General features: G+C 64.1%; 25 protein-coding genes. 14 read left to right on the top strand and 11 right to left on the bottom strand.

Going from position 1 to position 26,871, the window contains the following annotated elements; genetic code table 11:
* Positions 1–49: 49 nt before the first annotated feature.
* A complete protein-coding gene (locus tag IRZ77_RS16330) occupies positions 50–1,696 on the bottom strand; it encodes a Na+/H+ antiporter (protein WP_046616136.1) in 1,647 nt (548 codons plus the stop codon).
* Between the two features lie 326 nt (positions 1,697–2,022).
* Here IRZ77_RS16330 and IRZ77_RS16325 point away from each other — a divergent pair, with 326 nt between their 5' ends.
* The 4 genes from IRZ77_RS16325 (at position 2,023) to IRZ77_RS16310 (ending at position 5,169) form a co-directional block, all read left to right on the top strand.
* Complete coding sequence (locus tag IRZ77_RS16325) at positions 2,023–2,370, top strand: ArsC family reductase (RefSeq protein WP_075043977.1); 348 nt, start codon at positions 2,023–2,025, stop codon at positions 2,368–2,370.
* 31 nt (positions 2,371–2,401) lie between these two features.
* The gene (gene dapD / locus IRZ77_RS16320) at positions 2,402–3,436 is read left to right on the top strand and encodes a 2,3,4,5-tetrahydropyridine-2,6-dicarboxylate N-succinyltransferase (RefSeq protein ID WP_025337969.1); all 1,035 of its coding nucleotides are present in this window, start codon (positions 2,402–2,404) and stop codon (positions 3,434–3,436) included.
* A gap of 120 nt (positions 3,437–3,556) precedes the next feature.
* Positions 3,557–4,762 (top strand): cysteine desulfurase, encoded by a 1,206-nt coding sequence (locus IRZ77_RS16315; RefSeq protein WP_108480693.1) that lies wholly within the window; start codon positions 3,557–3,559, stop codon positions 4,760–4,762.
* A complete protein-coding gene (locus IRZ77_RS16310) occupies positions 4,759–5,169 on the top strand; it encodes a SufE family protein (protein ID WP_085601967.1) in 411 nt (136 codons plus the stop codon). Before IRZ77_RS16315 ends, IRZ77_RS16310 begins: the two co-directional genes overlap by 4 nt.
* 212 nt (positions 5,170–5,381) lie before the next feature.
* On the opposite strand, the gene tcdA is transcribed toward IRZ77_RS16310, so the two are convergent.
* The gene (gene tcdA / locus IRZ77_RS16305; protein ID WP_166674220.1) at positions 5,382–6,191 is read right to left on the bottom strand and encodes a tRNA cyclic N6-threonylcarbamoyladenosine(37) synthase TcdA; all 810 of its coding nucleotides are present in this window, start codon (positions 6,189–6,191) and stop codon (positions 5,382–5,384) included.
* Between the two features lie 119 nt (positions 6,192–6,310).
* Here tcdA and IRZ77_RS16300 point away from each other — a divergent pair, with 119 nt between their 5' ends.
* The 5 genes from IRZ77_RS16300 to IRZ77_RS16280 all read left to right on the top strand — a co-directional run bounded on the left by IRZ77_RS16300 (position 6,311) and on the right by IRZ77_RS16280 (position 12,158).
* Complete coding sequence (locus IRZ77_RS16300) at positions 6,311–8,902, top strand: glycosyltransferase (RefSeq protein ID WP_135001699.1); 2,592 nt, start codon at positions 6,311–6,313, stop codon at positions 8,900–8,902.
* A gap of 373 nt (positions 8,903–9,275) precedes the next feature.
* Complete coding sequence (locus tag IRZ77_RS16295; protein WP_046616131.1) at positions 9,276–9,554, top strand: hypothetical protein; 279 nt, start codon at positions 9,276–9,278, stop codon at positions 9,552–9,554.
* 248 nt (positions 9,555–9,802) lie between these two features.
* Positions 9,803–10,954, top strand: a complete 1,152-nt coding sequence (gene dapE, locus IRZ77_RS16290; protein ID WP_196173939.1) for a succinyl-diaminopimelate desuccinylase — start codon at positions 9,803–9,805, stop codon at positions 10,952–10,954.
* On the top strand, positions 10,954–11,766 hold the full coding sequence (locus IRZ77_RS16285; RefSeq protein ID WP_196173938.1) for a putative RNA methyltransferase: 813 nt from the start codon (positions 10,954–10,956) through the stop codon (positions 11,764–11,766). Before dapE ends, IRZ77_RS16285 begins: the two co-directional genes overlap by 1 nt.
* 17 nt (positions 11,767–11,783) lie before the next feature.
* Complete coding sequence (locus IRZ77_RS16280) at positions 11,784–12,158, top strand: hypothetical protein (protein WP_003257701.1); 375 nt, start codon at positions 11,784–11,786, stop codon at positions 12,156–12,158.
* A 122-nt stretch (positions 12,159–12,280) separates the two neighbouring features.
* On the opposite strand, the gene IRZ77_RS16275 is transcribed toward IRZ77_RS16280, so the two are convergent.
* Positions 12,281–12,490, bottom strand: coding sequence for a cold-shock protein (locus tag IRZ77_RS16275; RefSeq protein WP_003252255.1), 210 nt, complete (start codon positions 12,488–12,490; stop codon positions 12,281–12,283).
* A gap of 231 nt (positions 12,491–12,721) precedes the next feature.
* Between IRZ77_RS16275 and plsB the strand changes: the two genes are divergently transcribed.
* The 3 genes from plsB to IRZ77_RS16260 all read left to right on the top strand — a co-directional run bounded on the left by plsB (position 12,722) and on the right by IRZ77_RS16260 (position 16,406).
* On the top strand, positions 12,722–15,208 hold the full coding sequence (gene plsB / locus IRZ77_RS16270) for a glycerol-3-phosphate 1-O-acyltransferase PlsB (protein WP_196173937.1): 2,487 nt from the start codon (positions 12,722–12,724) through the stop codon (positions 15,206–15,208).
* 76 nt (positions 15,209–15,284) lie between these two features.
* Entirely contained in the window at positions 15,285–15,683 is a 399-nt protein-coding gene (locus IRZ77_RS16265) for a YbaY family lipoprotein (RefSeq protein ID WP_085601960.1), read from the top strand.
* A gap of 33 nt (positions 15,684–15,716) precedes the next feature.
* Positions 15,717–16,406, top strand: a complete 690-nt coding sequence (locus tag IRZ77_RS16260; RefSeq protein WP_046616127.1) for a DUF4197 domain-containing protein — start codon at positions 15,717–15,719, stop codon at positions 16,404–16,406.
* A gap of 126 nt (positions 16,407–16,532) precedes the next feature.
* Here the strand turns inward: IRZ77_RS16260 and IRZ77_RS16255 are convergent, their stop codons facing one another.
* Complete coding sequence (locus IRZ77_RS16255; protein WP_046616126.1) at positions 16,533–19,598, bottom strand: efflux RND transporter permease subunit; 3,066 nt, start codon at positions 19,596–19,598, stop codon at positions 16,533–16,535.
* A 6-nt stretch (positions 19,599–19,604) separates the two neighbouring features.
* The gene (locus IRZ77_RS16250) at positions 19,605–20,705 is read right to left on the bottom strand and encodes an efflux RND transporter periplasmic adaptor subunit (RefSeq protein WP_085601958.1); all 1,101 of its coding nucleotides are present in this window, start codon (positions 20,703–20,705) and stop codon (positions 19,605–19,607) included.
* Positions 20,706–20,880: 175 nt separating this feature from the next.
* Between IRZ77_RS16250 and IRZ77_RS16245 the strand changes: the two genes are divergently transcribed.
* Positions 20,881–21,522: a TetR/AcrR family transcriptional regulator gene (locus IRZ77_RS16245; protein ID WP_025337952.1), complete on the top strand. Its 642-nt coding sequence runs from the start codon at positions 20,881–20,883 to the stop codon at positions 21,520–21,522.
* 164 nt (positions 21,523–21,686) lie between these two features.
* Here IRZ77_RS16245 and IRZ77_RS16240 read toward each other — a convergent pair whose 3' ends face one another.
* The gene (locus tag IRZ77_RS16240; protein WP_046616122.1) at positions 21,687–22,463 is read right to left on the bottom strand and encodes a class I SAM-dependent methyltransferase; all 777 of its coding nucleotides are present in this window, start codon (positions 22,461–22,463) and stop codon (positions 21,687–21,689) included.
* A gap of 103 nt (positions 22,464–22,566) precedes the next feature.
* On the opposite strand from IRZ77_RS16240, the gene IRZ77_RS16235 reads away from it, so the two are divergent.
* Positions 22,567–23,187, top strand: a complete 621-nt coding sequence (locus IRZ77_RS16235; RefSeq protein WP_085601955.1) for an energy transducer TonB — start codon at positions 22,567–22,569, stop codon at positions 23,185–23,187.
* 12 nt (positions 23,188–23,199) lie between these two features.
* On the opposite strand, the gene IRZ77_RS16230 is transcribed toward IRZ77_RS16235, so the two are convergent.
* The 5 genes from IRZ77_RS16230 to tsaB form a co-directional block, all read right to left on the bottom strand.
* Positions 23,200–23,889, bottom strand: a complete 690-nt coding sequence (locus tag IRZ77_RS16230; RefSeq protein WP_196173936.1) for an extensin-like domain-containing protein — start codon at positions 23,887–23,889, stop codon at positions 23,200–23,202.
* Positions 23,886–24,719, bottom strand: a complete 834-nt coding sequence (locus tag IRZ77_RS16225) for an isocitrate lyase/PEP mutase family protein (RefSeq protein WP_046616119.1) — start codon at positions 24,717–24,719, stop codon at positions 23,886–23,888. The genes IRZ77_RS16230 and IRZ77_RS16225 overlap by 4 nt, the downstream gene beginning before the upstream one ends.
* A gap of 28 nt (positions 24,720–24,747) precedes the next feature.
* Positions 24,748–25,617 (bottom strand): DUF72 domain-containing protein, encoded by an 870-nt coding sequence (locus IRZ77_RS16220; protein ID WP_085601953.1) that lies wholly within the window; start codon positions 25,615–25,617, stop codon positions 24,748–24,750.
* A 3-nt stretch (positions 25,618–25,620) separates the two neighbouring features.
* Entirely contained in the window at positions 25,621–25,911 is a 291-nt protein-coding gene (locus tag IRZ77_RS16215) for a hypothetical protein (RefSeq protein ID WP_046616117.1), read from the bottom strand.
* A 131-nt stretch (positions 25,912–26,042) separates the two neighbouring features.
* Positions 26,043–26,717, bottom strand: a complete 675-nt coding sequence (gene tsaB, locus IRZ77_RS16210) for a tRNA (adenosine(37)-N6)-threonylcarbamoyltransferase complex dimerization subunit type 1 TsaB (protein WP_108479794.1) — start codon at positions 26,715–26,717, stop codon at positions 26,043–26,045.
* Between the last annotated feature and the right edge of the window lie 154 nt (positions 26,718–26,871).

Raw genomic sequence — 26,871 nt, 5'->3', positions numbered from 1 at the left:
TGTGGGAGCTGGCTTGCCGGCGAAAGGGCCGCAAAGCGGCCCCTGCGGTCTACCTGACCGCCCCTAGGTTCGCTTCACTCATATCCAGCTCACCCAGCACCTGACGTACCACTTCATCCCCCACCAGATGTTGGCGATGCAGCTCATACAGCTCCAGCCGCTGCGCCCGCAGCGCCCGCAAGCGCAAACGCCGCTCCAGCAGGTCCATCTGCTCGGCCAGCGCCTTGGCTTCGGCGCTGTCGTTGTAGCTGTCCAGCTCATCGCGGTATTCCGCCATCAAGCGCGCCTTCAACTCGGTCGCCAGGGTCGCCTGCGCGGCATCCTGCGGCGCATTGCTGTCGATCACTTCCTCTGCCTCCAGCGCATGGATCGCCGCCTCGGCCGTACGTCGCCAGGCCTCCTGCACTTCCTGGTGCAAGCGCTCGTCCGGGCTCTTGGTCACCCCGCGCAGCAACAGCGGCAGCGCGATACAGGCACTGATCAACGACAGCAGGATCACCCCAGCCGCAATGAAGATCAGCAGGTCACGCTCCGGGAAGGCCTTGCCTGCACCCATCAACAACGGAATCGACATCACGCCGGCCAGAGTGACCGCACCGCGCACCCCACCCAGGGTCAGCAACCAGCAAGAACGCGCCGTGGGCATCAGCACCAGCGCCGGCTTACCGCGCCAGCGGCGTACCACGCCGATCGAGCGCCAGATGCTCTGGACCCAGATGAACCGCAGCAAGATCAGCGCCACAAAGATCGCCACCACGTCCAGGCAGCGCCAGGCCAGGGTCGGCCAGACGGTGGGTTCATGGCTGACCACGGCCTTGATGATATCCGGCAGTTGCAGGCCCAGTAGCAGGAAGATCAGGCCGTTGAAGGCGAACTCCAGCAGCGACCACACGCTGCGGTTGAGCAGGCGCGTGCTGGTCTGCCGTGGCAGCAGGTCGAGCCAGCTCTGCATCATGCCGGCCGCCACCGCCGAAAGGATGCCCGACACGCCCAGGCGCTCGGCCAGCACGTAGGCGGCGAACGGCAGCAGCAACATGAACACCACGTGGGTGGCCGGGTCGTCCCAGCCGCGGGCAATCATCCAGGCACGCAGGCGGCCGATCAGCCAGCTCAGGGCCACGCCCACCGCCAGGCCGCCCAGGGCGACCAGTACGAAGCTGAAGCTTGCGTCGGTCAACGAGAACACCCCGGTGATTGCCGCCGCCAGGGCGAACTTGAAGGTCACCAGGCCCGAGGCATCGTTCATCAGGGCCTCGCCCTGGAGCATGTGCATCAGCGGGGTGGGCAGGCGGTCCTGGGTAATGGCCGAAACCGCCACGGCGTCGGTTGGCGACAACACTGCGGCCAGGGCGAAGGCCACGGGCAGCGGGATGCTCGGCAGCAGCCAGTGAATGAAGTAACCCGCCCCGACCACGGTAAACAGCACTAGACCCACGGCCAGCGCCACCACCGGCCCACGAATGCGCCACAACTCGCGCTTGGGAATACGCCAGCCGTCGGCGAACAGCAACGGCGGCAGGAACAGGAACAGGAACAGCTCGGGGTCCAGTGCCACATGCAGGCCCAGTGTCGGCCACGCAAGCAAGGCGCCGGCAGCGATCTGTACCAACGGCAAGGGCAGCGGAATCATGCGGCCGACCAGCTTCGACACGCTGACCAGCGTCAGCAGGATGAGGACGGTGTAGGCGGACTGCATCCGGGAAAGCTTCCTTTGTGAACCAGAAACGACAACAGGGCGAAACATCGCCATTGAAACAATATGTTAGCGGCGATGGGCAATTCAGGGCCGCTGCACGATAGTCGCAGGTGGCGGATGAATATGTAACATGATGATACTTCGGTTTGTCGGTGGCGCAGGTTTGACCTCTTGTCGCTTAGCAGATGCATGCCTTGAGTCTTGCAGTGCCTGTGAGATGCAAGACATGCACACCCGTGGCGCTCACAGGATCGTTCCCGCATAATCCCGCGACTGAAATCGGTAAACGGAGAGGTTGGGGCCGCCTGTGATCCCCAATGCACACAATGACCTACACGCTCTACGGCATAAAAGCCTGTGACACCATGAAAAAGGCACGTACCTGGCTCGAAGACCAGGCCATCGCCTACGAATTCCACGACTACAAGACCCAAGGCATCGACCGTGACAGCCTGAACCGCTGGTGCGACGAACACGGCTGGGAAGTCATCCTCAACCGTGCCGGCACCACCTTCCGCAAGCTGGACGACGCCAGCAAGGCCGACCTCGACCAGGCCAAGGCCGTCGAGCTGATGCTGGCCCAGCCGTCGATGATCAAGCGCCCGGTGCTCGACCTTGGCGCGCGTACCCTGGTCGGCTTCAAGCCCGACCTGTACGCCGCTGCCTTGGCCTGAGCCCCTACCCTATTTCGCACGAGGTAATCACATGTCCAATACCCTGTTCAGCCTGGCCTTCGGTGTCGGCTCCCAGAACCGCCAGGGCGCCTGGCTGGAAGTGTTCTATGCGCAACCGCTGCTCAACCCGAGCGCCGAACTGGTCGCTGCAGTAGCCCCTGTTCTCGGTTACCAAGGTGGCAACCAGGCCATCGCCTTCAGCAACGCCCAGGCCGCGCAACTGGCCGAAGCCGTGAAAGGCGTGGATGCCGCCCAGGCCGCCCTGCTGACCCGCCTGGCCGAAAGCCACAAGCCGCTGGTCGCCACGCTGCTGGCCGAAGATGCCGCGCTGACCTCGACCCCAGAGGCCTACCTCAAGCTGCACCTGCTGTCCCACCGCCTGGTCAAGCCGCACGGCGTGAGCCTGGCCGGCATCTTCCCGCTGCTGCCGAACGTGGCCTGGACCAACCAGGGCGCGGTCGACCTGGCCGAACTCGCCGAACTGCAACTGGAAGCGCGCCTGAAGGGCGAGCTGCTGGAAGTATTCTCGGTGGACAAGTTCCCGAAAATGACCGACTACGTGGTCCCGGCCGGCGTACGTATCGCCGACACCGCCCGCGTGCGCCTGGGCGCCTACATCGGCGAAGGCACCACCATCATGCACGAAGGCTTCGTCAACTTTAACGCTGGCACCGAAGGCCCGGGTATGATCGAGGGCCGCGTTTCCGCTGGCGTATTCGTCGGCAAGGGCTCGGACCTGGGCGGCGGCTGCTCGACCATGGGCACCCTGTCCGGTGGCGGCAACATCGTCATCAAGGTTGGCGAAGGCTGCCTGATCGGCGCCAACGCCGGTATCGGCATTCCGCTGGGCGACCGCAACACCGTCGAAGCCGGCCTGTACATCACCGCCGGTACCAAGGTGAACCTGCTGGACGAGAACAACCAGCTGGTCAAAGTGGTCAAGGCCCGCGACCTGGCCGGCCAGACCGACCTGCTGTTCCGCCGCAACTCGCTGAACGGCGCGGTGGAGTGCAAGACCCACAAGTCGGCCATCGAGCTGAACGAGGCGCTGCACGCGCACAACTGAGAACCCTTCAACCGCTGCCGGAGCGAGCTTGCTCGCGAACAGCGGATTCTCAGCGTTTGAAATGTTAAGATCGGGTCTGGCACCACGCCAGACCCGATTTTCATTCCAGGCCCCGCGACCATGTTTCAGCCCTCCCCCTGGCGTGCCGATTTTCCCGCCATCGCCGCCCTGCAACGGCAGCACCAGACCTACCTGGACAGCGCCGCCACTACCCAGAAGCCGCAAGCCCTGCTCGATGCCCTGAGCCATTACTACGGCCATGGCGCGGCCAACGTGCACCGTGCCCAGCACTTGCCCGGCGCACTGGCGACCCAGGCCTTCGAAACCAGCCGCGACAAGGTTGCCGCCTGGCTCAATGCGGCAGACTCGCGGCAGATCATCTTCACCCACGGGGCCACTTCGGCGCTGAACCTGTTGGCCTACGGCCTGGAACACCGCTTCGAGGCGGGTGACGAAATTGCCGTCAGCGCTCTGGAGCACCATGCCAACCTGCTACCTTGGCAACAGCTGGCGCGCCGGCGCAACCTGCGCCTGGTAGTGCTGCCGCTGGATGCCGATGGCCGCATCGACCTGGACCAGGCGCTGCAACTGATCGGCCCGCGCACTCGGGTGCTGGCGGTGAGCCAGCTGTCCAACGTGCTGGGCACCTGGCAGCCGCTGCCGGCACTGCTGGCCCATGCCCGTGCGCAAGGCGCGCTGACCGTGGTCGACGGTGCCCAGGGCGTGGTGCATGGCCGCCATGATGTGCAGCAGCTTGGCTGCGACTTCTATGTGTTCTCAAGCCACAAGCTATACGGCCCGGAAGGCGTCGGTGTGCTGTACGGCCGCAGCCAGGCGCTGGAACGGCTGCACCACTGGCAGTTCGGCGGTGAGATGGTGCAACTGGCCGAATACCAGAGCGCCAGCTTCCGTCCGGCACCACTGGGGTTCGAGGCAGGCACGCCGCCGATCGCCGGGGTGATCGGCCTGGGTGCGACCCTGGACTACCTGGCAAGCCTCGATGCCCAGGCACTCGAAGCTCATGAAACCAGCCTGCACCAGCACCTGCTGCGCGGCCTGAGGGACCGCGATGGCGTGCGCATCCTCGGCAAGCCACAGGCGGCCCTTGCCAGTTTCGTCATCGAAGGCGTGCATAACGCCGATATCGCCCATCTGCTGACCGAGCAAGGCATTGCCGTGCGTGCCGGGCACCACTGTGCCATGCCGCTGCTGAGGGACTTAGGCCTGGAGGGCGCGATCCGCGTCTCTTTGGGGCTGTATAACGACAGCGATGACTTGCAGCGTTTCTTCGAGGCGCTCGATCAAGGCCTGGAGCTGTTGCGATGAGCTTGCCGGACCAGGCGCGCCAGGCGCTGGAAGCTTTCGAGCAGGGCAAGGGCTGGGAACAGCGCGCGCGGCTGCTGATGCAGTGGGGCGACCGGCTGGAACCGCTGGATGAAACTGAAAAGACCGAGGCCAACCGGGTGCATGGCTGCGAAAGCCTGGTATGGCTGGTGGCCGAGCAGGTCGAGGGCTTGTGGCGGTTCAAGGCCAGCAGCGATGCACGCCTGTTGCGTGGGCTGCTGGCGTTGTTGCTGGTGCGGGTGCAGGGGTTGGCCAGTGAAGAGCTCGCCGGGCTCGATCTGCGTGAGTGGTTCACTCAGCTGGGCCTGGAGCGCCAACTTTCGCCATCGCGCAGCAATGGGCTGCATGCGGTGTTGCAGCGGATGGCGGAGCTGGCGTCCAACCGTTGAATCGGTGCTGGCCTCTTCGCGGGCTCGCCCGCTCCCACAGGTATCGCGTGGCGTTTTGGCTGGCGCTTTACCTGTAGGAGCGGCCTTGTGTCGCGAAAGGGCCGCAAAGCGGCCCCGTCAATCTCTGTGGTGGAACTGGGAACCTGGGGCCGCTACGCGCCCCTTTCGCGACACGAGGCCGCTCCTACAAGGACCGAGTGGGCCAGAAGCAGTTATTCAGGCTTGACCCGCTCCGAAGGCCGCCGCGCCCCCGCTACCAGTTTTTCCACCGCCTTGCTCGCCGCAACCATGCCAAAGGTCGCGGTCACCATCATCACCGCGCCAAAGCCACCCGAGCAGTCCAACCGCACGCCCTCGCCCACAAAGCTTTTCTGCAGGCAAACGCTGCCATCGCCCTTGGGGTAGCGCAGCTGTTCGCTGGAGAACACGCACGGCACGCCATAATTGCGGCTGACATTGCGCGAGAAGTTGTAATCGCGACGCAGGGTGGAGCGCACCCGCGAGGCCAGCGGGTCATTGAAGGTCTTGTTCAGGTCGGCGATCTGGATCTGTGTCGGGTCGATCTGCCCACCGGCGCCACCGGTGGTGACGATGGCGATCTTGCGCCGCCGGCACCAGGCGATCAGCGCCGCCTTGGCCATTACACTGTCGATGCAGTCGATCACACAGTCGAGGTTCTCGGTAATGTACTCGACCATGGTGTCGCGGGTGACGAAGTCGGCCACAGCATGCACCGTGCACGCCGGGTTGATCGCCCGCAGGCGCTCGGCCATGACCTCGACCTTGGGCCGCCCCACCTGCCCTTCCAGCGCATGGGCCTGGCGGTTGGTGTTGCTGACGCACACATCGTCGAGGTCGAACAGGGTGATCTCGCCCACGCCACTGCGGGCCAGCGCTTCCGCCGCCCACGAGCCTACCCCGCCAATACCGACCACGGCCACATGGGCCTGGCCCAGACGGTGCAACCCCTGGTCGCCATAAAGCCGGGCGACACCGGCGAAGCGTGGATCTTCTGTGCTCATGTTCATACCCCAAAAAACCGGCGCGCATTATATGCCAGGGGGCCCATGGCCTGCATCGTTAGGAAAGAGACTACCAACCCTGCTTTAATGTCCTATCACTTCGACACATATGGACGACAATGTCTTCACGTAAATTCGGCCTGAACCTGGTCGTGGTCCTGGCCATCGCCGCGTTGTTCACCGGGTTCTGGGCGCTGATCAACCGCCCGGTATCCGCCCCCGCCTGGCCAGAACAGATATCCGGCTTCTCGTATTCACCGTTCCGCCTGGGCGAAAGCCCGCAGAAGGGCCAGTACCCCAGTGACGACGAGATGCGCCAGGACCTGGAGCAGTTGAGCAAACTGACCGACAGCATCCGGATCTACACCGTGGAGGGCACCCAGGCGGATATCCCGCGCCTGGCCGAGGAATTCGGCCTGCGGGTGACGCTGGGCATCTGGATCAGCCCGGACCTGGAGCGCAACGAACGCGAAATCGCCACGGCCATCCAGCTGGCCAACACCTCGCGCAGCGTGGTGCGGGTTGTGGTCGGCAACGAGGCACTGTTCCGCGAAGAAGTCACCCCGGAAAACCTGATCAAGTACCTGGACCGGGTACGCGCAGCGGTCAAGGTGCCGGTGACCACCAGTGAGCAGTGGCACATCTGGAAGGAAAACCCGCAGTTGGCCAAGCACGTCGACCTGATTGCCGCGCACATCCTGCCGTACTGGGAGTTCGTGCCGATGAAGGATTCGGTGGAGTTCGTGCTCGACCGCGCCCGCGAGCTGAAGCACCAGTTCCCGCGCAAACCCCTGCTGCTGTCGGAAGTCGGCTGGCCGAGCAACGGCCGCATGCGCGGCGGCGCCGATGCTACCCAGGCCGACCAGGCCATCTACCTGCGTACCTTGGTCAACACCCTCAACCGCCGCGGTTACAATTACTTCGTGATCGAGGCCTACGACCAGCCGTGGAAGGCCAGTGACGAAGGCTCGGTGGGCGCCTACTGGGGCGTGTACAACGCCGAGCGCCAGCAAAAATTCAACTTCGACGGCCCGGTGGTGGCGATCCCCCAATGGCGCGCCCTGGCGGTGGCCTCGGTGGTGCTGGCAATGATCGCCCTGATGGTGCTGTTCATCGACGGTTCGGCCCTGCGCCAGCGTGGCCGTACCTTCCTCACCTTCATCACCTTCCTGTGCGGTTCGGTGCTGGTATGGATCGCCTACGACTACAGCCAGCAATACAGCACCTGGTTCAGCCTGACCGTGGGCGTGCTGCTGGCCCTCGGCGCGCTGGGCGTGTTCATCGTGCTGCTGACCGAGGCCCACGAACTGGCCGAGGCGGTATGGATACACAAGCGCCGGCGCGAATTCCTGCCGGTGCAGGCCGACAGCGCCTACCGGCCCAAGGTGTCGGTGCACGTACCGTGCTACAACGAGCCGCCGGAGATGGTAAAACAGACCCTTGACGCACTGGCAGCGCTGGATTACCCCGACTACGAAGTGCTGGTGATCGACAACAACACCAAGGACCCGGCCGTGTGGGAGCCGCTCAAGGCCCATTGCGAGAAACTCGGCGAGCGCTTCAAATTCTTCCATGTCGCGCCCCTGGCCGGTTTCAAGGGCGGCGCGCTGAACTACCTGATCCCGCACACCGCCAAGGACGCCGAGGTGATCGCGGTGATCGACTCGGACTACTGCGTCGACCGCAACTGGCTCAAGCACATGGTGCCGCACTTCGCCGACCCAAAGATTGCCGTGGTGCAGTCGCCGCAGGACTACCGCGACCAGCACGAAAGCGCTTTCAAGAAGCTGTGCTACAGCGAATACAAGGGCTTCTTCCACATCGGCATGGTCACCCGCAACGACCGTGACGCGATCATCCAGCACGGCACCATGACCATGACCCGGCGCAGTGTGCTGGAAGAGCTGGGCTGGGCCGAGTGGTGCATCTGCGAGGACGCCGAACTGGGCTTGCGGGTATTCGAGAAGGGCCTGTCGGCCGCCTATGCCCACAACAGCTACGGCAAGGGCCTGATGCCCGATACCTTCATCGACTTCAAGAAGCAACGCTTCCGCTGGGCCTACGGCGCCATTCAGATCATCAAGCACCACGCCAGCGCCCTGCTGCGCGGCAAGGACAGCGAGCTGACCCGCGGCCAGCGCTACCACTTCCTGGCCGGCTGGCTGCCGTGGATCGCCGATGGCATGAACATCTTCTTCACCATCGGCGCGCTGCTGTGGTCGGCGGCGATGATCATCGTGCCGCACCGGGTCGACCCGCCGCTGATGATCTTTGCCATTCCGCCGCTGGCACTGTTCTTCTTCAAGGTCGGCAAGATCATCTTCCTCTACCGCCGCGCGGTAGGGGTGAACCTGAAGGATGCCTTTGCTGCGGCGCTGGCGGGGCTGGCGCTGTCGCACACCATCGCCAAGGCGGTGCTGTACGGGTTCTTCACCAGCAGCATGCCGTTCTTCCGCACACCGAAGAACGCCGACAGCCACGGGCTGCTGGTGGCGATTTCCGAGGCGCGGGAAGAGCTGTTCATCATGTTGCTGCTGTGGGGCGCAGCGCTGGGCATCTACCTGGTACAGGGGCTGCCGAGCTCGGACATGCGCTTCTGGGTGGCAATGTTGCTGGTGCAGTCGTTGCCTTATGTGGCGGCGCTGGTGATGGCGTTCCTGTCTTCGCTGCCCAAGCCCGGGGAAAAGGCTGCCGAACCGCAACAGGCTTGAGGGGTGCTGGAACGGCCTGATATTCAGAAGTGACCGCGAACCGGCCCCACGGCCAGGCGGGACAATGGCCGCTTGAGCCATTCCAGACGCTGTTCGACGCCGACCAGCGTTCTGGGCCTCTTCTCTCAAGTACCCGCCGAGGCCACCACGTGCTGACGCGCGCCATGCAAAATATTGAAGTTCCGTTTAGCTGGAACTTCAATGACCCCAGCGTCGCAGGCATGGCATTCGGTGCGGTTCCTAATAAAAACCCGGGCAGACCGCGTCCACCAGAGGCATTCACGCGCCCACGTATCCTGGCAATTCTGATAGTTGTTGACAAACAGGGGAACTCCTAAGCTGAACGCTCTAAGTTAATTACCCGGAGTGAACAATGATGTGCCAGCAGCGTCCAACAGAAAACTCTTTCAAAATTGAACCAACCCGCATCAGCTTTAGCTACTTGAATCAACGAAAAGACAGCCTTCGGTGCACGATAAATACGAACGAAACAACCTACGAAACTGAAATCAGTGAAGTGCTGGTACCTCTCATGCTAATGGCTCGCGAAAAAATCAATGATGAAACAACCTATGTAAATATGTGGGCAGAAAATGCCGACAGTGGCGGCAGGAACATTACAATTACCAGCCTCGGCATTAACCAACTCTAAAGAAACAGCGGCAGTTATCAGCAGGATAACTGCCGCTGTCACAGGTAAAAACAAGCCTTTCTGATACCCGCACATGGCGCCATTCATATGCAACTGGGTGAAGGGTGTTTAGCCAATAACAAACGTTGCACATGCCACTGAAAACGTTGCGCCATCACCTAGGCCAATCCGGTCGTACCTTTTACATCCATTTGATATAAGATAACGCCCCTCAGATTTCCCCGCCTTGCCTTGCCCCGGAGTCCCCCATGACGGCCCCTACCGAGCTCTCGCCTACCCTTCAACTGGCCTGCGACCTGATCCGCCGCCCCTCGGTCACCCCCGTCGACGCCGACTGCCAGGCGCAGATGATGAACCGCCTGGGCGCCGTGGGCTTCCAGCTCGAGCCGATGCGCTTCGAGGACGTCGACAACTTCTGGGCCACCCACGGCAGCCAGGATGGCCCGGTGCTGTGCTTTGCCGGCCACACCGACGTGGTCCCCACCGGCCCGGTGCAGCAATGGCAGCATGAGCCGTTCGAAGCGCTGATCGACGCCGATGGCATGCTCTGCGGCCGTGGCGCCGCCGACATGAAAGGCAGCCTGGCCTCCATGGTTATTGCCAGCGAGCGCTTCGTGCAGGACTACCCGGGGCACCGCGGCAAGGTCGCGTTCCTGATCACCAGCGACGAGGAAGGCCCGGCCCAGCATGGCACCAAGGCCGTGGTCGAGCGCCTGAAAGCACGCAACGAGCGCCTGGACTGGTGCATCGTCGGCGAACCCTCCAGCACCACCCTGCTGGGTGACGTGGTCAAGAACGGCCGCCGTGGCTCGCTGGGCGCCAAGCTGACCGTACGCGGCAAGCAGGGCCATGTGGCCTACCCGCACCTGGCGCGCAATCCGATCCACCTGGCAGCACCGGCCCTGGCGGAACTGGCGGCCGAGCACTGGGATGAAGGCAATGCGTTCTTCCCGCCGACCAGCTTCCAGATCTCCAACCTCAACTCCGGCACCGGCGCCACCAACGTGGTCCCAGGCGAGCTGACCGCACTGTTCAACTTCCGCTTCTCCACCGAGTCCACCGTCGAAGGCCTGCAGGCGCGGGTGTCGGCGATTCTCGACAAGCATGAACTGGACTGGTCGATCGACTGGGCGCTGTCGGGCCTGCCGTTCCTCACCGAGCCGGGCGAATTGCTGGACGCCGTCTCGGCCAGCATCAAGGGCGTCACCGGCCGTGACACCCAGCCGTCGACCAGCGGCGGTACCTCCGATGGCCGCTTCATCGCCACCATGGGCACCCAGGTGGTCGAGCTCGGCCCGGTCAACGCCACCATCCACCAGGTGGATGAACGGATCCTGGCAAGCGACCTTGATCTGCTGACCGAAATCTATTACCAGACCCTGGTCCGGTTGCTCGCCTGATGCTCGCCTGCCCTCTTTGCCAGGCACCACTGAGCCGGCTCGACAACGGTGTGGTGTGCCCGGCCGGCCACCGCTTCGACCGGGCCCGCCAGGGTTACCTGAACCTGCTGCCGGTGCAGCACAAGAACAGCCGCGACCCGGGTGACAACCAGGCCATGGTCGAAGCCCGCCGCGATTTCCTCGACGCCGGCCACTATGCGCCGGTGGCGCGCCGCCTGGCCGAACTGGCCGCCGAGCGCCAGCCCGGAGCCTGGCTGGACATCGGCTGTGGCGAGGGTTACTACACTGCGCAAATCGCCCAAGCCCTGCCGGCTGCCGACGGCTACGCCCTGGACATCTCCCGTGAGGCAGTCAAGCGTGCCTGCCGCCGCGCACCCGAAGTTACCTGGATGGTCGCCAGCATGGCCCGCGTGCCGCTTGCCGACGCCAGCTGCCAGTTCATCGCCAGCGTGTTCAGCCCGCTGGACTGGGCCGAGGCCAAGCGCCTGCTCAGCCCCGGCGGCGGCCTGATGCGGGTCGGCCCCACCAGCGGCCACCTGATGGAACTGCGCGAAGTGCTCTACGATGAAGTACGCCCTTACGCCGACGACAAACACTTGGCCCTGGTGCCCGAAGGCATGGCCCATGCCCACAGCGAAACCCTGGAGTTCCGCCTGAGCCTGGCCGCGCCCAGGGCCCGCGCCGACCTGCTGGCCATGACCCCGCACGGCTGGCGTGCCAGTGCCGAAAAACGTGCCCGGGTAATCGACCAGCCCGAGCCGTTCGAGGTCACGGTTTCCATGCGTTATGACTATTTCGTGCGCCAAGACTGAGCACACCCGGAGCCCTTATGCGCCAACCTGATATCGAGATCTACCTGAAGGACGCCGACGTCGACCACAAGCAGATTGCCGAGTGGCTCGCCCAGGCAATCGGCCCATGCAGCGAATGGAAGCAGAAAGGCCATACCTTCAAATGCCAGGCCGGTAACATTCCGGTCACCTGGCTACCCAAGGCTGTAGGGAAATGGAACAGCCTGTACCTGGAAAGCGACCAGACGCCGTGGGCCGATGATGTCGCCTGTGCCCGCGCCGCATTTGCCGCACTGGGCGTGGAAGTGCGCTGCGCGCCAGGTGGCTGGGTGGAGGAAGATGGGGAAGAAGATGCCGACCGTTGGGTCCGCATCAGCGCCGACGGTGAAGAGGAAATCACCTGGCGTACCTGAATGCACTGCATTCATTGTGGGAGCCCGGCTTGCCGGCGATGCAGGCAACACGGTGCCTGGCATCGGCTTCGCCGGTAATCGCCGGCAAGCCAGCTCCCACAACAAGCCTTACAGCATGAGGCTCAGAGGCCCACTACGTCCTCGGCTTGCAGGCCTTTCTGGCCCTGCACGCAGGCGTATTCCACCCGCTGACCTTCGACCAGGGTACGATGCCCCTCACCGCGGATCGCCCGATAGTGGACGAATACATCCGCACCACCTTCGCGCTGAATGAAGCCATAACCCTTGGCATCGTTGAACCACTTTACATTCCCAGTCTCACGAGACGACATCTGAACTACTCCGGATTTTTATTGTGAAGATCGCCTTGCAGACACAGAGTCCCTCCCTGTGTCGACGCCGCTTGCGCAAATATCTTGCAAGTGGCAGGCCGAGTATATGACACAGAACAAAAAAATTTGATGACCGTCGCGCCGTTCGGCGATTTTTGCTGAACTTGCGCGGATACGGCAGACTAATTGGCTGGATACCCACCTGAAAATCACTCCCAGGGCACACACCCCATGACCCGTTCCCCCCTGCGCCGCCTGATCTTCGGCGCCCTGCGTCGCCTGTTGTACCTGTGGGTGCGCTCTGAGACCATCAACCAGTCCTCCCTCACCCTCAAGCTCGACCGCAGCCGCCCGGTGTTCTATGCCCTGCCCTCGCCCGCGCTCACCGACCTGGCCGTGCTCGACCACGAATGCACCAAGGCAGGTCTGCCGCGCCCGGTGCTACCGGTGGCGGTCGGCCCGCTGCAGGAGCCGGCGGCATTCTTCTACCTGACCCCGGACCCGGACTGGCTCGGCCGCCACGACAAGCGCGGTGCCCCGCCTACCCTGGAGCGCCTGGTCGCCGCCGTCAGCCAGCATGCCGAAGAGGATGCGCAGATCATTCCGGTCAGTGTGTTCTGGGGCCAGACCCCGGCAAGTGAATCCAGCCCGTGGAAATTGCTGTTCGCCGACAGCTGGGCGGTTACCGGGCGCCTGCGCCGGCTGCTGACCGTGCTGATCCTCGGGCGCAAGACGCGGGTGCAGTTCTCCGCGCCCATCCACCTGCGCGAACTGGTACAGCACAACAAGGGCCACGAACGCACCGTACGTATGGCCCAGCGCCTGATGCGCGTGCACTTTCGCAACCTGAAGACCGCCGTCATCGGCCCGGACATCTCGCACCGTCGCAACCTGGTCAAAGGCCTGATCCACGCGCCCCAGGTGCGCCAGGCCATCGTCGATGAGGCGCAGCGCGAAAACCTGCCGCTGGCCAAGGCCGAAGCCCAGGCCCTGCGCTATGGCAACGAGATTGCCTCGGACTACACCTACACCGCGATCCGCTTCCTCGAAGTGGTGCTGAGCTGGTTCTGGAACAAGATCTACGACGGCATCAAGGTCAACCATATCGAGCAGGTGCAAGGCATCGCACCCGGCCACGAAGTAATCTATGTGCCGTGCCACCGCAGCCATATCGACTACCTGCTGCTGTCGTACCTGCTGTTCCGCAACGGCCTGACACCACCGCACGTGGCCGCGGGCATCAACCTCAACATGCCACTGGTGGGTAACCTGTTGCGTCGTGGCGGTGCCTTCTTCATGCGCCGCACGTTCAAGGGCAACCCGCTGTACACCGCGGTGTTCAACGAGTACCTGCATACCCTGTACACCAAGGGCTTCCCGGTGGAGTACTTCGTCGAAGGCGGCCGCTCGCGCACCGGGCGTATGCTGCAGCCGCGCACCGGGATGCTGGCCATTACCCTGCGCAGCTTCCTGCGTTCGTCGCGCACGCCGATCGTGTTCGTGCCGGTGTACATCGGCTACGAGCGCGTGCTCGAAGGCCGCACCTACCTGGGCGAACTGCGCGGTGCCAGCAAGAAGAAAGAGTCGATCTTCGATATCTTCAAGGTATTCGGCGCGCTAAAGCAGCGCTTTGGCCAGGTATACGTGAACTTCGGCGAGCCGATCCGCCTGGCCGGCTTCCTCGACCAGCAACAGCCCGGCTGGCGTGAACAGGATCACGGCCCGCAGTACCGCCCGGCCTGGCTCAATGCAACCACCGCCCGCCTGGGCGAAACCGTGGCCCGTCACCTCAACGAGGCGGCCGCGATCAACCCGGTCAACCTGGTGGCCCTGGCTCTGCTGTCCACGAGCCGCCTGCCCCTGGACGAGCGCGCCTTGACCCGCGTGCTCGACCTGTACCTGACCTTGCTGCGCCAGGTGCCCTACTCGCCGCACACTACCCTGCCGGATGGCGACGGCCAGGCGCTGATCGAACACGTGCGCGGGATGAACCTGGTGGCCGAGCAGAAGGACGCATTGGGTCGCATCCTGTACCTGGATGAAGGCAACGCGGTACTGATGACCTATTACCGCAACAACGTGCTGCACATCTTCGCCCTGCCGGCGCTGCTGGCGAGCTTCTTCCTCAGCAGCTCGCGCATGAGCCGCGAACTGCTGGGCCAGTATGTGCACGCGCTGTACCCTTACCTGCAGGCCGAACTGTTCCTGCGCTGGTCGCCGGAGCAACTGGATGAGGTGATTGACCAGTGGCTGGCCGCGCTGGTCGAGCAAGGGCTGCTGCGCCAGGACAACGACACCTACATTCGCCCGGCGCCCAGTTCGCGGCAGTTCGTGTTGCTGACCCTGCTCGCCCGCACCATCACCCAGACCCTGCAGCGTTTCTACATGGCCACCTCGCTGCTGCTGAACAGCGGGCAGAACAGCCTCAGCGCCGAAGAACTGGAAGACCTGTGCGTGATGATGGCCCAGCGCCTGTCGATCCTGCACGGCCTGAACGCCCCGGAGTTCTTCGACAAGACCCTGTTCCGCCACTTCATCCAGACCCTGGTCGAGCAAGGCGTGCTGCATGCAGATGCCCAGGGCAAGCTGGGTTATCACGCCAAGCTCGGCGAGCTGGCCGAAGGCGTGGCCAAGCGCGTGCTGTCAGCGGAGCTGCGCCTGTCGATCCGCCAGGTGGCATTGCACCGTGAAGACGGGCTGGAAACTTCCACCATCTGAGGCTTTATCAGCCGGGAAAATCCGCTAGAGTCCCTGGGGTTGGCCACAAGCCAACGCCAAGGACTTCGGAGATACCATGAAAAAGCTCTTTATGCTGTGTTGCGCATCCTTGCTCGCAGCCTGTTCCAGCCACACGCCGTCCAACCAGGCCAGCCTGGATGGCGAAGTCTTCTACCTGCAGCGCAGCGCCCTGCCACCTGCCGCCACCCTCAGCGTGGAGCTGCAGGACGTCTCGCTGATGGACGCCCCGGCGGTTACCCTGGCCCGCCAGGCCGGCCCGGTCAAAGGCAATGTACCGCTGCCATTCCACCTCACCTACGACCCGGCCCAGATCAAGCCCGGCCACCGCTATGCGGTAAGCGCGCGCATCGAGCTGGACGGCAAGCTGCTGTTCATCAACACCGAACACCACGGCGTCATGCTTGACGGCAGTGACCCACAGCCCGTGCGGATCAAGGTCGACCCAGTCCGCTGATACCCGTATTCATCTGTTTACAAGGAAAGCTTCATGATCCGCACTTCCCTGCGTTTCACCACCCTGTGTGCCGGCCTGCTGCTGTCGGCCAGTGCCCTGGCCCTGTCGCTGGGCGACCTGACCCAAAAGGACGCCACCGGCGGCCTGAAGGATGCCCTGACCCAAGGCGCACAACTGGCCGTCAAGCAGCTGAGCACCCCGGGTGGGTTCAGCAACAACCCTGACGTGCGTATCGAACTGCCAGGCAACCTGGGCAAGGCCGCCAAGGCGATGAAGATGTTCGGCAAGGGTGAACAGGTCGAAGCCCTGGAAACCAGCATGAACAAGGCCGCCGAGGCTGCCGTGCCGCAGGCCCAGGCGATTCTGGTGGATGCCGTGAAGAACATGAGTGTGACCGATGCCAAAGGCATCCTCGCCGGCGGTGACGACTCGGCTACCCAGTACCTGAACAAGAGCAGCCGCGAGCAGATCCGCGCAAAGTTCCTGCCAATCGTCAAGCAGGCTACCGACAAGGTTGGCCTGGCTCAGCAGTACAACAACTTTGCCGGGCAGGCCGTGGCGTTGGGTGTGGTCGATGCCAAGAGCGCCAGCATCGAGAACTACGTGACTGAAAAGGCACTGGATGGCCTGTTCGAGATGATTGCCAAGCAGGAGCAGAGCATTCGCCAGAACCCGGCTGAAGCGGCAACCAGCCTGGCCAAGAAGGTCTTCGGCGCCCTCTGAGGGCCCTGGGGGCTGCTTGCAGCCCATCGCGACACAAGGCCGCTCCTACATTGATCGGCGAATGCAGGACCTTTGTAGGAGCGGCCTTGTGTCGCGATAGGAGGGCAAAGCCCTCCCCTGCGGTCTTCAGCCCTTCTTCACCCTGAACCACGCCGCATACAACGCCGGCAGGAACAGCAGGGTCAGCACGGTGGCCACGATCAACCCGCCCATGATCGCCACCGCCATCGGCCCGTAGAACACACTGCGCGACAACGGAATCATCGCCAGCACCGCTGCCAGTGCGGTCAGCACGATCGGGCGGAAGCGCCGCACCGTGGCTTCTATGATAGCCTGCCAGCGCTCCAGCCCCGCCGCGATGTCCTGCTCGATCTGGTCCACCAGAATCACCGAGTTGCGCATGATCATCCCCGCCAGGGCAATGGTGCCAAGCATGGCGACAAAGCCGAACGGCTGGCGGAATACCAGCAAGAACAAGGTCACGCCAATCAGCCCCAGCGGCGCAGTGAGGAACACCATCACCGTGCGCGAGAAGCTGCGCAGCTGGATCATCAGCAAGCTCAGCACCACCACCACGAACAGCGGCATGCCGGCATTCACCGACTTCTGCCCACGCTCGGAGTCCTCGACCGTGCCGCCCACTTCCAGCAAATAACCATCCGGCAGCTTGGCACGAATGTCACGCAGGGTCGGTTCTATCTGTTTCACCAGCGTCGCCGGCTGCTCCTTGTCGTAGATATCGGCGCGCACGGTCACCGTCGGCAAACGGTTACGGTGCCAGATGATGCCTTCTTCGAAGCCGTACTCCAGGGTCGCAACCTGCGACAGCGCCACGCTCTGGCCATTGTCGGTCGGCAGCGCCAGGCTGCCGAGGTTGCCCAGCTCGCTGCGTTCCTGCCGGGTGCCGCGCAGCAGGATCTCGATCAGCTCGTTGTCCTCGCGGTACTGGCTGACCGTGGTGCCGGTCAGCGAGCTTTGCAGGAAGCTCGACAGGTGAGCGGTGCTCACGCCCAGGGCGCGGGCGCGGTCCTGATCGATCTCGAGGAACACCGCCTTGCTCGGCTCTTCCCAGTCCAGGTGCACGTTCACCACATGCGGGTTCTGGCGCACCTTGTCGGCCACTTCGCGCGCCAGCGCACGCGCCTTCTCGATGTGCTCGCCAGTCACCCGGAACTGCACCGGATAACCCACGGGCGGGCCGTTTTCCAGGCGGGTGACCCGGGCACGCAGGTCGGGGAACTGCTGGTCCACGGTGCTGATCAGCCAGCTGCGCAGGCGCTCGCGGTCTTCCATCGACTTGGCCAGTACCACGAACTGGGCGAAGCTGGCCGCCGGCAGCTGCTGGTCCAGCGGCAGGTAGAAACGCGGGGAACCGGTGCCCACGTAGGCCACGTAGTTGTCGATACCCTCTTGCTGCTTGAGCAACACCTCAAGTTGCTTGACCCGCTCGGCGGTGTTGGCCAGCGAGGCACCCTCGGCCAGTTTCAGGTCGACCATCAGTTCCGGGCGCCCGGAGGCCGGGAAAAACTGCTGGGGCACGAAGCGGAACAACAGGATACTGCCGACAAAGGCGGCAACGGTCAGCAGGATCACCGTCTTGCGCCGCCGCACGCACCATTCGACCACCCGCCGTACACGCTGGTAGAACGGTGTGGCGTAAGGGTCTGGCGCGTGGCCATCCTTGCCATGGCGCGCGCCATGCAGCTTGGCCAGGTCCGGCAGCAGGCGCTCACCCAGGTAAGGCACGAATACCACGGCGGCCACCCAGGAGGTCAGCAAGGCGATGGTCACCACCTGGAAGATCGAACGGGTGTATTCGCCCGTGCTGGAGGCTGCCGTAGCAATGGGCAGGAAGCCCGCCGCCGTGATCAGGGTGCCGGTGAGCATCGGGAAGGCAGTGCTGCTCCAGGCGTAGCTGGCCGCCTTGAGGCGGTCGTAGCCCTGCTCCATCTTGATCGCCATCATTTCCACGGCAATGATCGCGTCATCGACCAACAAGCCCAGGGCCAGCACCAGCGCGCCAAGAGAGATCTTGTGCAGGCCGATGCCGAAGTAGTGCATGGCGGCGAAGGTCATGGCCAGCACCAGCGGTATGGCCAGCGCCACCACCAGCCCCGTGCGCAGGCCCAGCGAGAAGAAGCTCACCAGCAGCACGATGACCAGCGCCTCGACCAGCACCTGGACAAACTCGCCCACACCAGCCTTGACCGCTGCCGGCTGGTCAGAGACCTTGCGCAGCTCCATGCCGGCTGGCAGGCTGCGCGCCAGGCGCTCGAACTCGCTTTCCAGTGCCTTGCCCAGCACCAGGATGTCGCCGCCATCCTTCATCGAAACCGCCAGGCCAATGGCATCCTCGCCCATGAAGCGCATGCGCGGTGCGGGCGGGTCGTTGAAGCCGCGGTGCACCTCGGCCACATCGCCGATACGGAAGGTGCGGTCACCCACGCGGATGGGGAACTGGCGAATCTGCTCGACGCTGTCGAAGCGCCCGCTCACCCGCAGTTGCAGGCGCTCGCTGGGCATTTCGAAGAAGCCAGCGGTGCTGACCGCATTCTGCTCCTGCAGGGCCTGCTGCACGGCCTCCAGCGGCACGCCGAGGGTGGCCAGCTTGAGATTGGAGAGCTCGATCCAGATTTTCTCGTCCTGCAGGCCGATCAGCTCGACCTTGCCCACATCCTTGACCCGCTGCAACTGGATCTGGATACGGTCGGCATAGTCCTTGAGCACCGCGTAGTCGAAGCCCTCCCCCGTCAGCGCATAGATATTGCCGAAGGTGGTGCCGAACTCGTCATTGAAAAACGGGCCCTGGATCTCCGGCGGCAAGGTGTGGCGGATGTCGGCGACCTTCTTGCGGATCTGGTACCACAGCTCGGGAATGTCCTTGGAATGCAGCGAGTCGCGGGCCATGAAGGTGACCTGCGATTCGCCCGGACGGGAGAACGAGACGATTCGCTCGTACTCGCCGGTTTCCATCAGCTTCTTTTCGATGCGCTCGGTGACCTGGCGGGACACTTCCTCAGCGGTGGCACCGGGCCACAGGGTACGGATGACCATGGCCTTGAAGGTGAACGGTGGGTCCTCGCTCTGGCCGAGCTTGGTGTAGGACATGGCGCCAATGGCCGCCAGCAGGATCATCAGGAACAGGACGATCTGGCGATTGCGCAGCGCCCAGGCAGAAAGGTTGAAACCCATCGGGACTTACTCCTTGGCCGTCAGGTTCACTACGCGGTTGGTACGGTCCACGGGGCGTATCTCCTGGCCCTCGCGCAATACATGGCCACCTGCGGCGACAACCCAGTCGTCGGGGGCGAGGCCTTCAAGCACGGGTACGCTGTCGGCGCCGTAGGGCCCCAGGCGCACTACGGCCCGCTCCAGGCGGCTTTCCTTGTTGACCCGCCAGACGTAGGCCTGGCCGTTTTCCGCAGTGACTGCCGACAGCGGCACCGCCAGCGGGATCTGCCCTTCGTGGGCGATGAACACCCGGGCGCTCTGGCCCAGCTCTGCCGGCGTGGCGGCCGTGGTAAAGGCGATGCGGGCAGCGAAGGTGCGCGAACGCGGGTCGGCGGCCGGTGACAACTCGCGGATGCGCCCCTGGAAGCGCTCTTGCGGGTGCGACCACAACTCGACGCTCACCGGCTGGCCCACGGCGAAGCGGGCGAACTGCTGCTCCGGCAGGCCGATAGCCACTTCCCGTTCGCCATCGGCGGCCAGGGTGAACACGGTCTGCCCCGCGGCGACCACCTGGCCCACTTCCACCTGGCGCTTGGCGATCACTCCGGCCTGGGGTGCGCGCAGCACAGCATATTCAGCCTGGTTGCCAGCCACGTCGAACTCGGCCTTGGCCTGTTTCAGCCGGGCCAGGCCGGCGCGGTAGAGGTTTTCGGCGTTATCGAACTGGGAATGGCTGACCATCTGCCGGTCCAGCAGCTTCTGGTAGCGATCGCGCTCGGCGCGCACCAGCGACAGGTTGGCCTCGGCGGCAGCCAGCTGGGCACGGTTGGCTTCCAGTTGCAGGCGCACATCCTGCGGGTCCAGCTCGGCCAGCGGCTGGTCGGCCTTGACCCGCTGCCCTTCCTCGACCAGGCGTTTGCTGACCTTGCCGCCAATGCGGAAAGCCAGTTCCGGCTCGAAGCGCGCCCGCACTTCGCCGGGGTAACTGTCGGCAGCGGCTTCGGCCGGCTGCGGCTGCACCACCAACGCCGGGCGCGGCGCAGCAGGTGGGGCGGCTTCCTGGCCGCACGCCGCCAGCAACAGCACGGCAGCGGCGGACAGAGCGATGGACAAGGCATGGCGCAACATGATGAATCCTTTCCCAGAGAGCACATCGAATATTTATACTGACAAGTATATTAAATGAGGCAGTGGGTGCCGGGAAGGGTATGTACCGTTTTTTGCAGAGCAGTGGTTGAGCGTTGTGGGAGCGGTTTCACCCGAATGGCGTCTGAGCCGGTAAGATGAGCGAATCTTCAACCAGATGCAGACCACGATGTCCAACGACGCCCCCATCGGCCCGGGCCGGCCCAAGGATCTGGCCAAGCGCGAGGCGATTCTCGAAGCAGCCAAGGCCCTGTTCCTCAGCCTTGGCTACGCCAACACCAGCATGGATGCGGTCGCTGCGGCGGCAGGTGTTTCAAAGCTCACCGTATACAGCCACTTCACCGACAAGCAGACGCTGTTCTGCTCGGCGGTCATGGCAACCTGCCAGATCCAGTTGCCCGACCTGCTGTTCGAGTACCCCGAAGGGGCACCGGTGGAAGAGGTGCTGCTGACCATTGCCCGTGGCTTCCAGGCGCTGATCAGCAGCGATGAAGCGGTCAAGCTCAGCCGCCTGATCATGGCCCAGGGCAGCCTCGACCCGAGCTTTGGCGAGTACTTCTACGAAGCCGGGCCCAAGCGCGTGCTGGCGGGAATGGAGGCATTGCTGCGCGGGGCGCATGAGCGCGGGCTGTTGCGCATCGACAACCCGCTGCGTGCGGCGGAGCACTTCTTCTGCCTGGTCAAGGGCGCACCGGATTACCGGTTGCTGCTGGGATGCGCGGGGCCGCTGGAGGGGGATGAGGCCGAGGCGCATGTGCGCGAGGTGGTAGGTGTGTTCCTGCGGGCGTTCCAGCCCTGAGACATCAGGCTGCCAGGACTGGCCCCATCGCCGGCAAGCCAGCGCCCACCTTGATCGCACTGTCCTCAGGGCTGTGCAGTACCTGTGGGAGCTGGCTTGCCGGCGATAGGGCCCTTACAGGCAACATAAGATAGTTGCTCCTACAGGATACCGAAGCTCTCAGCTCAGGCCTTGAGGGCCTTCTTCGGGTAAATGTCATACCGGCTCGACTTGCCCTCCAGGCTATGGCTCGGCTTCGGCCCGTCGATGATCGGCGCCTTGCGCGGCCGCTTCACCACCACCCGGTGGCTGGCCAGCGCCAGGGCAGCTTCGAGCAGGGCCGGGGCATCCAGGTCATCCCCCACCAAGGGCCGGAACACACGCATTTCCTTCTTCACCAGCGCACTCTTGTCCCGGTGCGGGAACATCGGATCGAGGTAGATCACCTGGGGTGCCTCGCCCTCCCAGGCGCGCATGCGCTCGATGGCGTTGCCGGCAAGCAGGCGCATGCGCCCGACGATCGGCCCCACCTCTTCATCCGACCGCGCCCGCGCCAGGCCATCCTCCAGCAGCGCGGCAATCAGCGGCTGGCGTTCGATCAGGGTCATCTGGCAGCCAAGGCTGGCCAGCACGAACGCGTCCTTGCCCAGCCCGGCAGTGGCATCCAGCACCTGCGGACGCACGCCTTGGGCAATGCCCACCGCCTTGGCGATCATCTGCCCGTTGCCACCACCGAACAGGCGCCGGTGCGCGGCCTGGCCTTCGACAAAGTCCACCCGCACCGGCCCCGGGGCCTGCGGGCCCAATTGCTGGATCTGCAAGCCATCAACACCAACCTGCACGGCAAACCCGGCAGCATCGTCCTGCAGCGGCAACCCCAGGCGCTGCGCCCACGCAGCGGCTTGCGCCTCGAATTCAGCCGACAGCGCCTCGACCCGGATACCTGTGCCCTGCTCTTCCATCATTCACACCTAGAAATTGAACCCAGCCGTTAATGTATCGGCTACTTCGGCCGATACAGGCAATATCCCGCTATTCTGCCAGAGCACAACGCGCGCGACTGCCATGTCAGATACTCTTCCCATCGGCTTGACCTACCTGTCGCCTGTCGGCAACTACAGTCAGCACAACACCCAGGCACTGGGGGGCGTCAGCCACCTTTGGCAGGATTTCTTTGCCCGGGCCATGGCCGAGCAGCAGGAAGAGCCCGTAGACAGCGTCAGCCAGTCGTTCGTGCAATACGACCAGAGCAGCGGCGAGCCGATCGGCGGCGCCCGTGCACTGGCCCTGATCGACGCCCAGCGTGCCTGCCCGGTACACGACACCGAGGTGGCACCGCCCGAGCCACTGTTTCTGCCCAAGGCAGAGCTCGAAGCCAATCTGCTGCCGCCTGCCCCCGAGCCGTTCAGCGCAGCCGAGCTGATCGAGCAGCAGCGTCAGCTCGATATCAGCAACAGCTGGCTACGCCCGGTGGTGATGAGCCAAGGTCACCCCATTGCCGAACCCGGCCCCGGCCCTATCCCGCGTTCGCTGTTCCTGCCGATCGCCGAGTTCGAGACCAATCTGCTGGACCCGGCCCCCGAGCCGTTCGATGACGCCACCCTGGCCAAGCAGCAGACCGATCTGGAGTTCGACATCCACTGGGCACGCCCGGTGGTGCTGAACAACGTGCGCGCCCACGCCTGAACGTGCCCACGCTCAGCGACAGATCTGCCAGCGGCCCATGTCCACATGAAAGTGGTTGTGGTGTGCAGCGTTGTAGTCCGGCCCCAGTACCGTGCTGAAGCTGTCACAGGCTGCCTGCTGCACCTGACGAAGGAATTCCGCTTTCTGCCCACCCGCCTGCCAGTCCCGCGCAAGGACAATGCGCTGGCCGTCTCGCAGGCGAAAGCCACTGATGTCCAAGGCATCGGCCGTGGCGTGCTGGCTCAGCCTGCCCTGCTTGCGGTGGTAGACATTGCGGCAGGCAAAACTGCCCAGATGGTCGACCTGTGCCACCGGCTGCCCAAACACCCGTTGCGCCGCAGGCTGCAGACCATGTTTTTCGAACAGTGCGTACGCCACCGCCAACGGACAACTGGCCAGAAAGCTGCCGCCGAGCCGCGCCTGACCACCTTCGATACGCCATACGTTCCGCAATGGGCAGTTGGCAGCAGCCGAGCTGTCGGCTTGTGCCCGGTAGCGCAGCTGGCTGGTTTGAAGCGCCAGGCGACAGAGTGCCGGGTCATCGCGAAGGCGGGACAGTTTGTAGGGAGTCAACAGGTTGGGTGGCTGACGCACATCCAGCGGCGCCCAAGGGCTCCATGCGGCGGGCAGACGCCAACCCAGGTGCCAGGCCAGCCCCGCAAACAACGACAGGCAGACCAGCAACGCCAGCACCGCCCTCATCGGCGGTGGAACAGCTCGTTGAGTTGGGCGAACGGCAGCGCCTGCTCACCGTAGCCGAAGGTGCCCTCATCGCGAATCTCCAGCGCAGCCCGGTGGAAGGCCCCCAACGCGGCACGGGCAAGCGATGAGCCGACGCTGATGCGACGTACACCCAGGTCCTGCAACTGGTTGACGCTCAGCGGCACGCCCGCCATGCCCATCAGCACATTCACCGGCCGTGGCGCGACGGCCTGCACCACCGCGCGGATTTCCTCGACAGTACGCAGCCCGGGAGCGTAGAGCACATCGGCACCGGCCTCGGCATAGGCCTGCAGACGCAGGATGGTGTCGTCCAGGTCCATGCGCCCGTGCAGCAGGTTCTCTGCCCGGGCGCAAAGGGTGAACGGGAACGGCAGGCTGCGTGCCGCCTGAACTGCTGCGCGCACACGCTCTACTGCCAGCCCGAAATCATAGATCGGCGTATCGCTGCGACCACTGGCATCCTCGATAGAGCCACCCACCAAGCCAACTTCGGCAGCCCGCAGAATGGTCTGGCCGCAATCCTCGGGCAGGTCGCCAAAGCCGTTCTCCAGGTCAGCGGCCACCGGCAACGGGGTGGCGTCGACGATCTCGCCAGCATTATCGAGGGTATCGTCCAGGCTCAAGGCGCCTTCGGCGTCCGGACGGCCCAGGCTGAAAGCCAAGCCGGCACTGGTGGTGGCCAGCGCCTCGAAGCCCAGGCTGGCCAGCAACTTGGCCGAGCCGGCATCCCACGGGTTGGGGATGACGAAAGCGCTGTCACGCTCGTGCAAGGCCTTGAAGGCTTCGGCTCGCAGGGTTTGCACATCCATGGTTCAACCTCCGGCAGTCAGGGAAAGGTCAGAGTAGCCCCAGTTGTTCGACCTCGGGGGTGCGCGGCAATTCCGGCAACGCGGCAAGGCCCGGCAGGCGCTGCATCAGGCGTTGGTGAAAGCGCTGGGCCAGTGCCGCGGCCAGGCGGTTGTCCGAGGTGTGCAGGAAGATGTAGGGGTTGCGGCCTTCCTCGATCCAGGCGGCGATCTTGTCCACCCAAGGGGCAAGAAAAGCCTCGTTGGCCTCCAGCTGCGGGTGGCCGATGAAGCGCACCTGGGGGTGCTGGCTGAAGGCTGCCGGGCGTGGCGGTACCTTGGGCTTCTTCGCCTGCGCATGCAGCACGGCGGGGTCACGAGAGGTGCAGCTGAACAAGGCGCGCGGGTCGAGGCAGATACGTTCCACGCCTCGCTCATGCAGCAGGCGGTTGAGCAACCGTTCTTCTTCACCCTTGGCGAAGAAGGCCTGGTTGCGCACCTCCACGGCCACCGGCACTCCGACTTCGTCAAGGAAGTGGCAGAGTTCGCCCAGCCGTGCGGGGCTGAACTGGGCCGGCAACTGCAGCCAGTACGGCGCTACGCGCTGACCAAGCGGGGCCATCAGGCGGGTGAAGTCAAAGGCCGGTTCCAGCTGATCGCGCAGGTCGCCTTCATGGCTGATGTCCCGGGGGAACTTGGCAGTGAAGCGAAAGTGTTCGGGCATGATCTGCGCCCAGCGCACAATGGTGCCGGGTGCAGGACGTGCATAGAAAGTGGTATTGCCCTCGACGGCGTTGAACACCTGGCTGTAATAGCCGAGCATTTCACTGCTGTTGGCATCGGCGGGATACAGGTAGTCGCGCCAGGCGTTTTCGCTCCATGACGGGCAACCGAGAAAATAAGGCAGTGGTGATGGACTCATCCACTAAATGTACAGGTCAAGCCCCAGTACTTCCATGTCCCAGTCGGTAAAACCGGCGGTGCTCAGGTAGCTGGCCAATGCGGTAGCCGTGCGCCGGTCACGTGCGCGGGGGAAAATCATGTCCTGCTGGCGGGCTGGCAGGCCACCGCTGCGACGGCGGGCGGCGGCTTCCTGAGGGGCGGTATCGACCTCCTCGATCACCTCGGCATCATCTATGGCCTCGTCACGCACCGCTGCTTTTCGCGGAGTGCGCTTGATCGGGTAGGACTGCGGTGAGAAACCGTCGATTCGCATGGCATGAGCACTCAGAACCAATGATGGCAATTTAGCAGCATCAGGATTCCATCGCTAATGCTCGAGTGATAACTGGACCACAGATCGCGCAAAAGGTTTTAGTGTCATCGGCGATAACCGACGAACAACATTCAGCGTTTCTTGGGTGTCGCTACATTATCGCGCAAGTAGACCGGTTGCGCCTGTTCGGCAGCGATCGCCTCGCCGCGCGCCCAGGCAAAGCTGGCCAGGCTGAGGATGTCCAGGGCGTTGGGCAAGGCACTGGCATTGCTGGCGGCCACTTGCACTGCCAGGCGCTCGGCATAACCCCAACCGGTACCGGCGCCGAACCACTCGCCAGCGCTGCCCGCCGGCAGCGCCACCTGCTCGGGCGGCAGCACAGCCTCCTGGCCGACCAGGCGCATTTCACCTTCGGTGGCCTGGTAGCAGCCCCAATACACTTCATCCATGCGCGCATCAATGGCGGCCGCCACTTGCTGCACACCCTGTTCGCGCAGCGCGCCCTGGGCCAGTGCGGCCAGGTTGGACACCGGCAAAACCGGGCGCTCCAGGGCAAAGGCCAAGCCCTGGACCACACCGATGGCAATACGCACGCCAGTGAACGCGCCCGGGCCACGGCCAAAGGCGATGGCATCCAGCGCATTCAGCGCCACACCGGACTCGGCCAGCAGCTGCTTGATCATCGGCAGCAGCTTCTGGGCATGCATGCGCGGGATCACCTCGTAATGGCTGGTTACCATGCCGTCATGCAGCAGTGCGACGGAACAGGCTTCGGTAGCGGTATCCAGGGCCAGCAGGGTGGTCATCGAACGGGTATCCAGGTACTAGGGGAAAAAGAGCGGCAGTATAGAACAGCAGCGGCGCTGTGTCCGCAAGGGGCCGCTGTGCGGCCCATCGCCGGCAAGCCAGCTCCCACAGGTACTGCACAGCCTTCAGAATCGGCGCGGTCCTGTGGGAGCC

It is taken from the genome of Pseudomonas pudica (assembly GCF_015680405.1).
GTDB lineage: Bacteria > Pseudomonadota > Gammaproteobacteria > Pseudomonadales > Pseudomonadaceae > Aquipseudomonas > Aquipseudomonas pudica.
This window is presented reverse-complemented; position numbering and strand designations above follow the sequence as displayed.

Excerpts from the sequence above, each read along its gene's own strand:
- IRZ77_RS16330 (WP_046616136.1), bottom strand. The coding sequence starts at position 1,696 with ATGCAGTCCGCCTACACCGTCCTCATCCTGCTGACGCTGGTCAGCGTG.
- IRZ77_RS16325 (WP_075043977.1), top strand. The coding sequence starts at position 2,023 with ATGACCTACACGCTCTACGGCATAAAAGCCTGTGACACCATGAAAAAG.
- dapD (WP_025337969.1), top strand. The coding sequence starts at position 2,402 with ATGTCCAATACCCTGTTCAGCCTGGCCTTCGGTGTCGGCTCCCAGAAC.
- IRZ77_RS16315 (WP_108480693.1), top strand. The coding sequence starts at position 3,557 with ATGTTTCAGCCCTCCCCCTGGCGTGCCGATTTTCCCGCCATCGCCGCC.
- IRZ77_RS16310 (WP_085601967.1), top strand. The coding sequence starts at position 4,759 with ATGAGCTTGCCGGACCAGGCGCGCCAGGCGCTGGAAGCTTTCGAGCAG.
- tcdA (WP_166674220.1), bottom strand. The coding sequence starts at position 6,191 with ATGAGCACAGAAGATCCACGCTTCGCCGGTGTCGCCCGGCTTTATGGC.
- IRZ77_RS16300 (WP_135001699.1), top strand. The coding sequence starts at position 6,311 with ATGTCTTCACGTAAATTCGGCCTGAACCTGGTCGTGGTCCTGGCCATC.
- IRZ77_RS16295 (WP_046616131.1), top strand. The coding sequence starts at position 9,276 with ATGATGTGCCAGCAGCGTCCAACAGAAAACTCTTTCAAAATTGAACCA.
- dapE (WP_196173939.1), top strand. The coding sequence starts at position 9,803 with ATGACGGCCCCTACCGAGCTCTCGCCTACCCTTCAACTGGCCTGCGAC.
- IRZ77_RS16285 (WP_196173938.1), top strand. The coding sequence starts at position 10,954 with ATGCTCGCCTGCCCTCTTTGCCAGGCACCACTGAGCCGGCTCGACAAC.
- IRZ77_RS16280 (WP_003257701.1), top strand. The coding sequence starts at position 11,784 with ATGCGCCAACCTGATATCGAGATCTACCTGAAGGACGCCGACGTCGAC.
- IRZ77_RS16275 (WP_003252255.1), bottom strand. The coding sequence starts at position 12,490 with ATGTCGTCTCGTGAGACTGGGAATGTAAAGTGGTTCAACGATGCCAAG.
- plsB (WP_196173937.1), top strand. The coding sequence starts at position 12,722 with ATGACCCGTTCCCCCCTGCGCCGCCTGATCTTCGGCGCCCTGCGTCGC.
- IRZ77_RS16265 (WP_085601960.1), top strand. The coding sequence starts at position 15,285 with ATGAAAAAGCTCTTTATGCTGTGTTGCGCATCCTTGCTCGCAGCCTGT.
- IRZ77_RS16260 (WP_046616127.1), top strand. The coding sequence starts at position 15,717 with ATGATCCGCACTTCCCTGCGTTTCACCACCCTGTGTGCCGGCCTGCTG.
- IRZ77_RS16255 (WP_046616126.1), bottom strand. The coding sequence starts at position 19,598 with ATGGGTTTCAACCTTTCTGCCTGGGCGCTGCGCAATCGCCAGATCGTC.
- IRZ77_RS16250 (WP_085601958.1), bottom strand. The coding sequence starts at position 20,705 with ATGTTGCGCCATGCCTTGTCCATCGCTCTGTCCGCCGCTGCCGTGCTG.
- IRZ77_RS16245 (WP_025337952.1), top strand. The coding sequence starts at position 20,881 with ATGCAGACCACGATGTCCAACGACGCCCCCATCGGCCCGGGCCGGCCC.
- IRZ77_RS16240 (WP_046616122.1), bottom strand. The coding sequence starts at position 22,463 with ATGGAAGAGCAGGGCACAGGTATCCGGGTCGAGGCGCTGTCGGCTGAA.
- IRZ77_RS16235 (WP_085601955.1), top strand. The coding sequence starts at position 22,567 with ATGTCAGATACTCTTCCCATCGGCTTGACCTACCTGTCGCCTGTCGGC.
- IRZ77_RS16230 (WP_196173936.1), bottom strand. The coding sequence starts at position 23,889 with ATGAGGGCGGTGCTGGCGTTGCTGGTCTGCCTGTCGTTGTTTGCGGGG.
- IRZ77_RS16225 (WP_046616119.1), bottom strand. The coding sequence starts at position 24,719 with ATGGATGTGCAAACCCTGCGAGCCGAAGCCTTCAAGGCCTTGCACGAG.
- IRZ77_RS16220 (WP_085601953.1), bottom strand. The coding sequence starts at position 25,617 with ATGAGTCCATCACCACTGCCTTATTTTCTCGGTTGCCCGTCATGGAGC.
- IRZ77_RS16215 (WP_046616117.1), bottom strand. The coding sequence starts at position 25,911 with ATGCGAATCGACGGTTTCTCACCGCAGTCCTACCCGATCAAGCGCACT.
- tsaB (WP_108479794.1), bottom strand. The coding sequence starts at position 26,717 with ATGACCACCCTGCTGGCCCTGGATACCGCTACCGAAGCCTGTTCCGTC.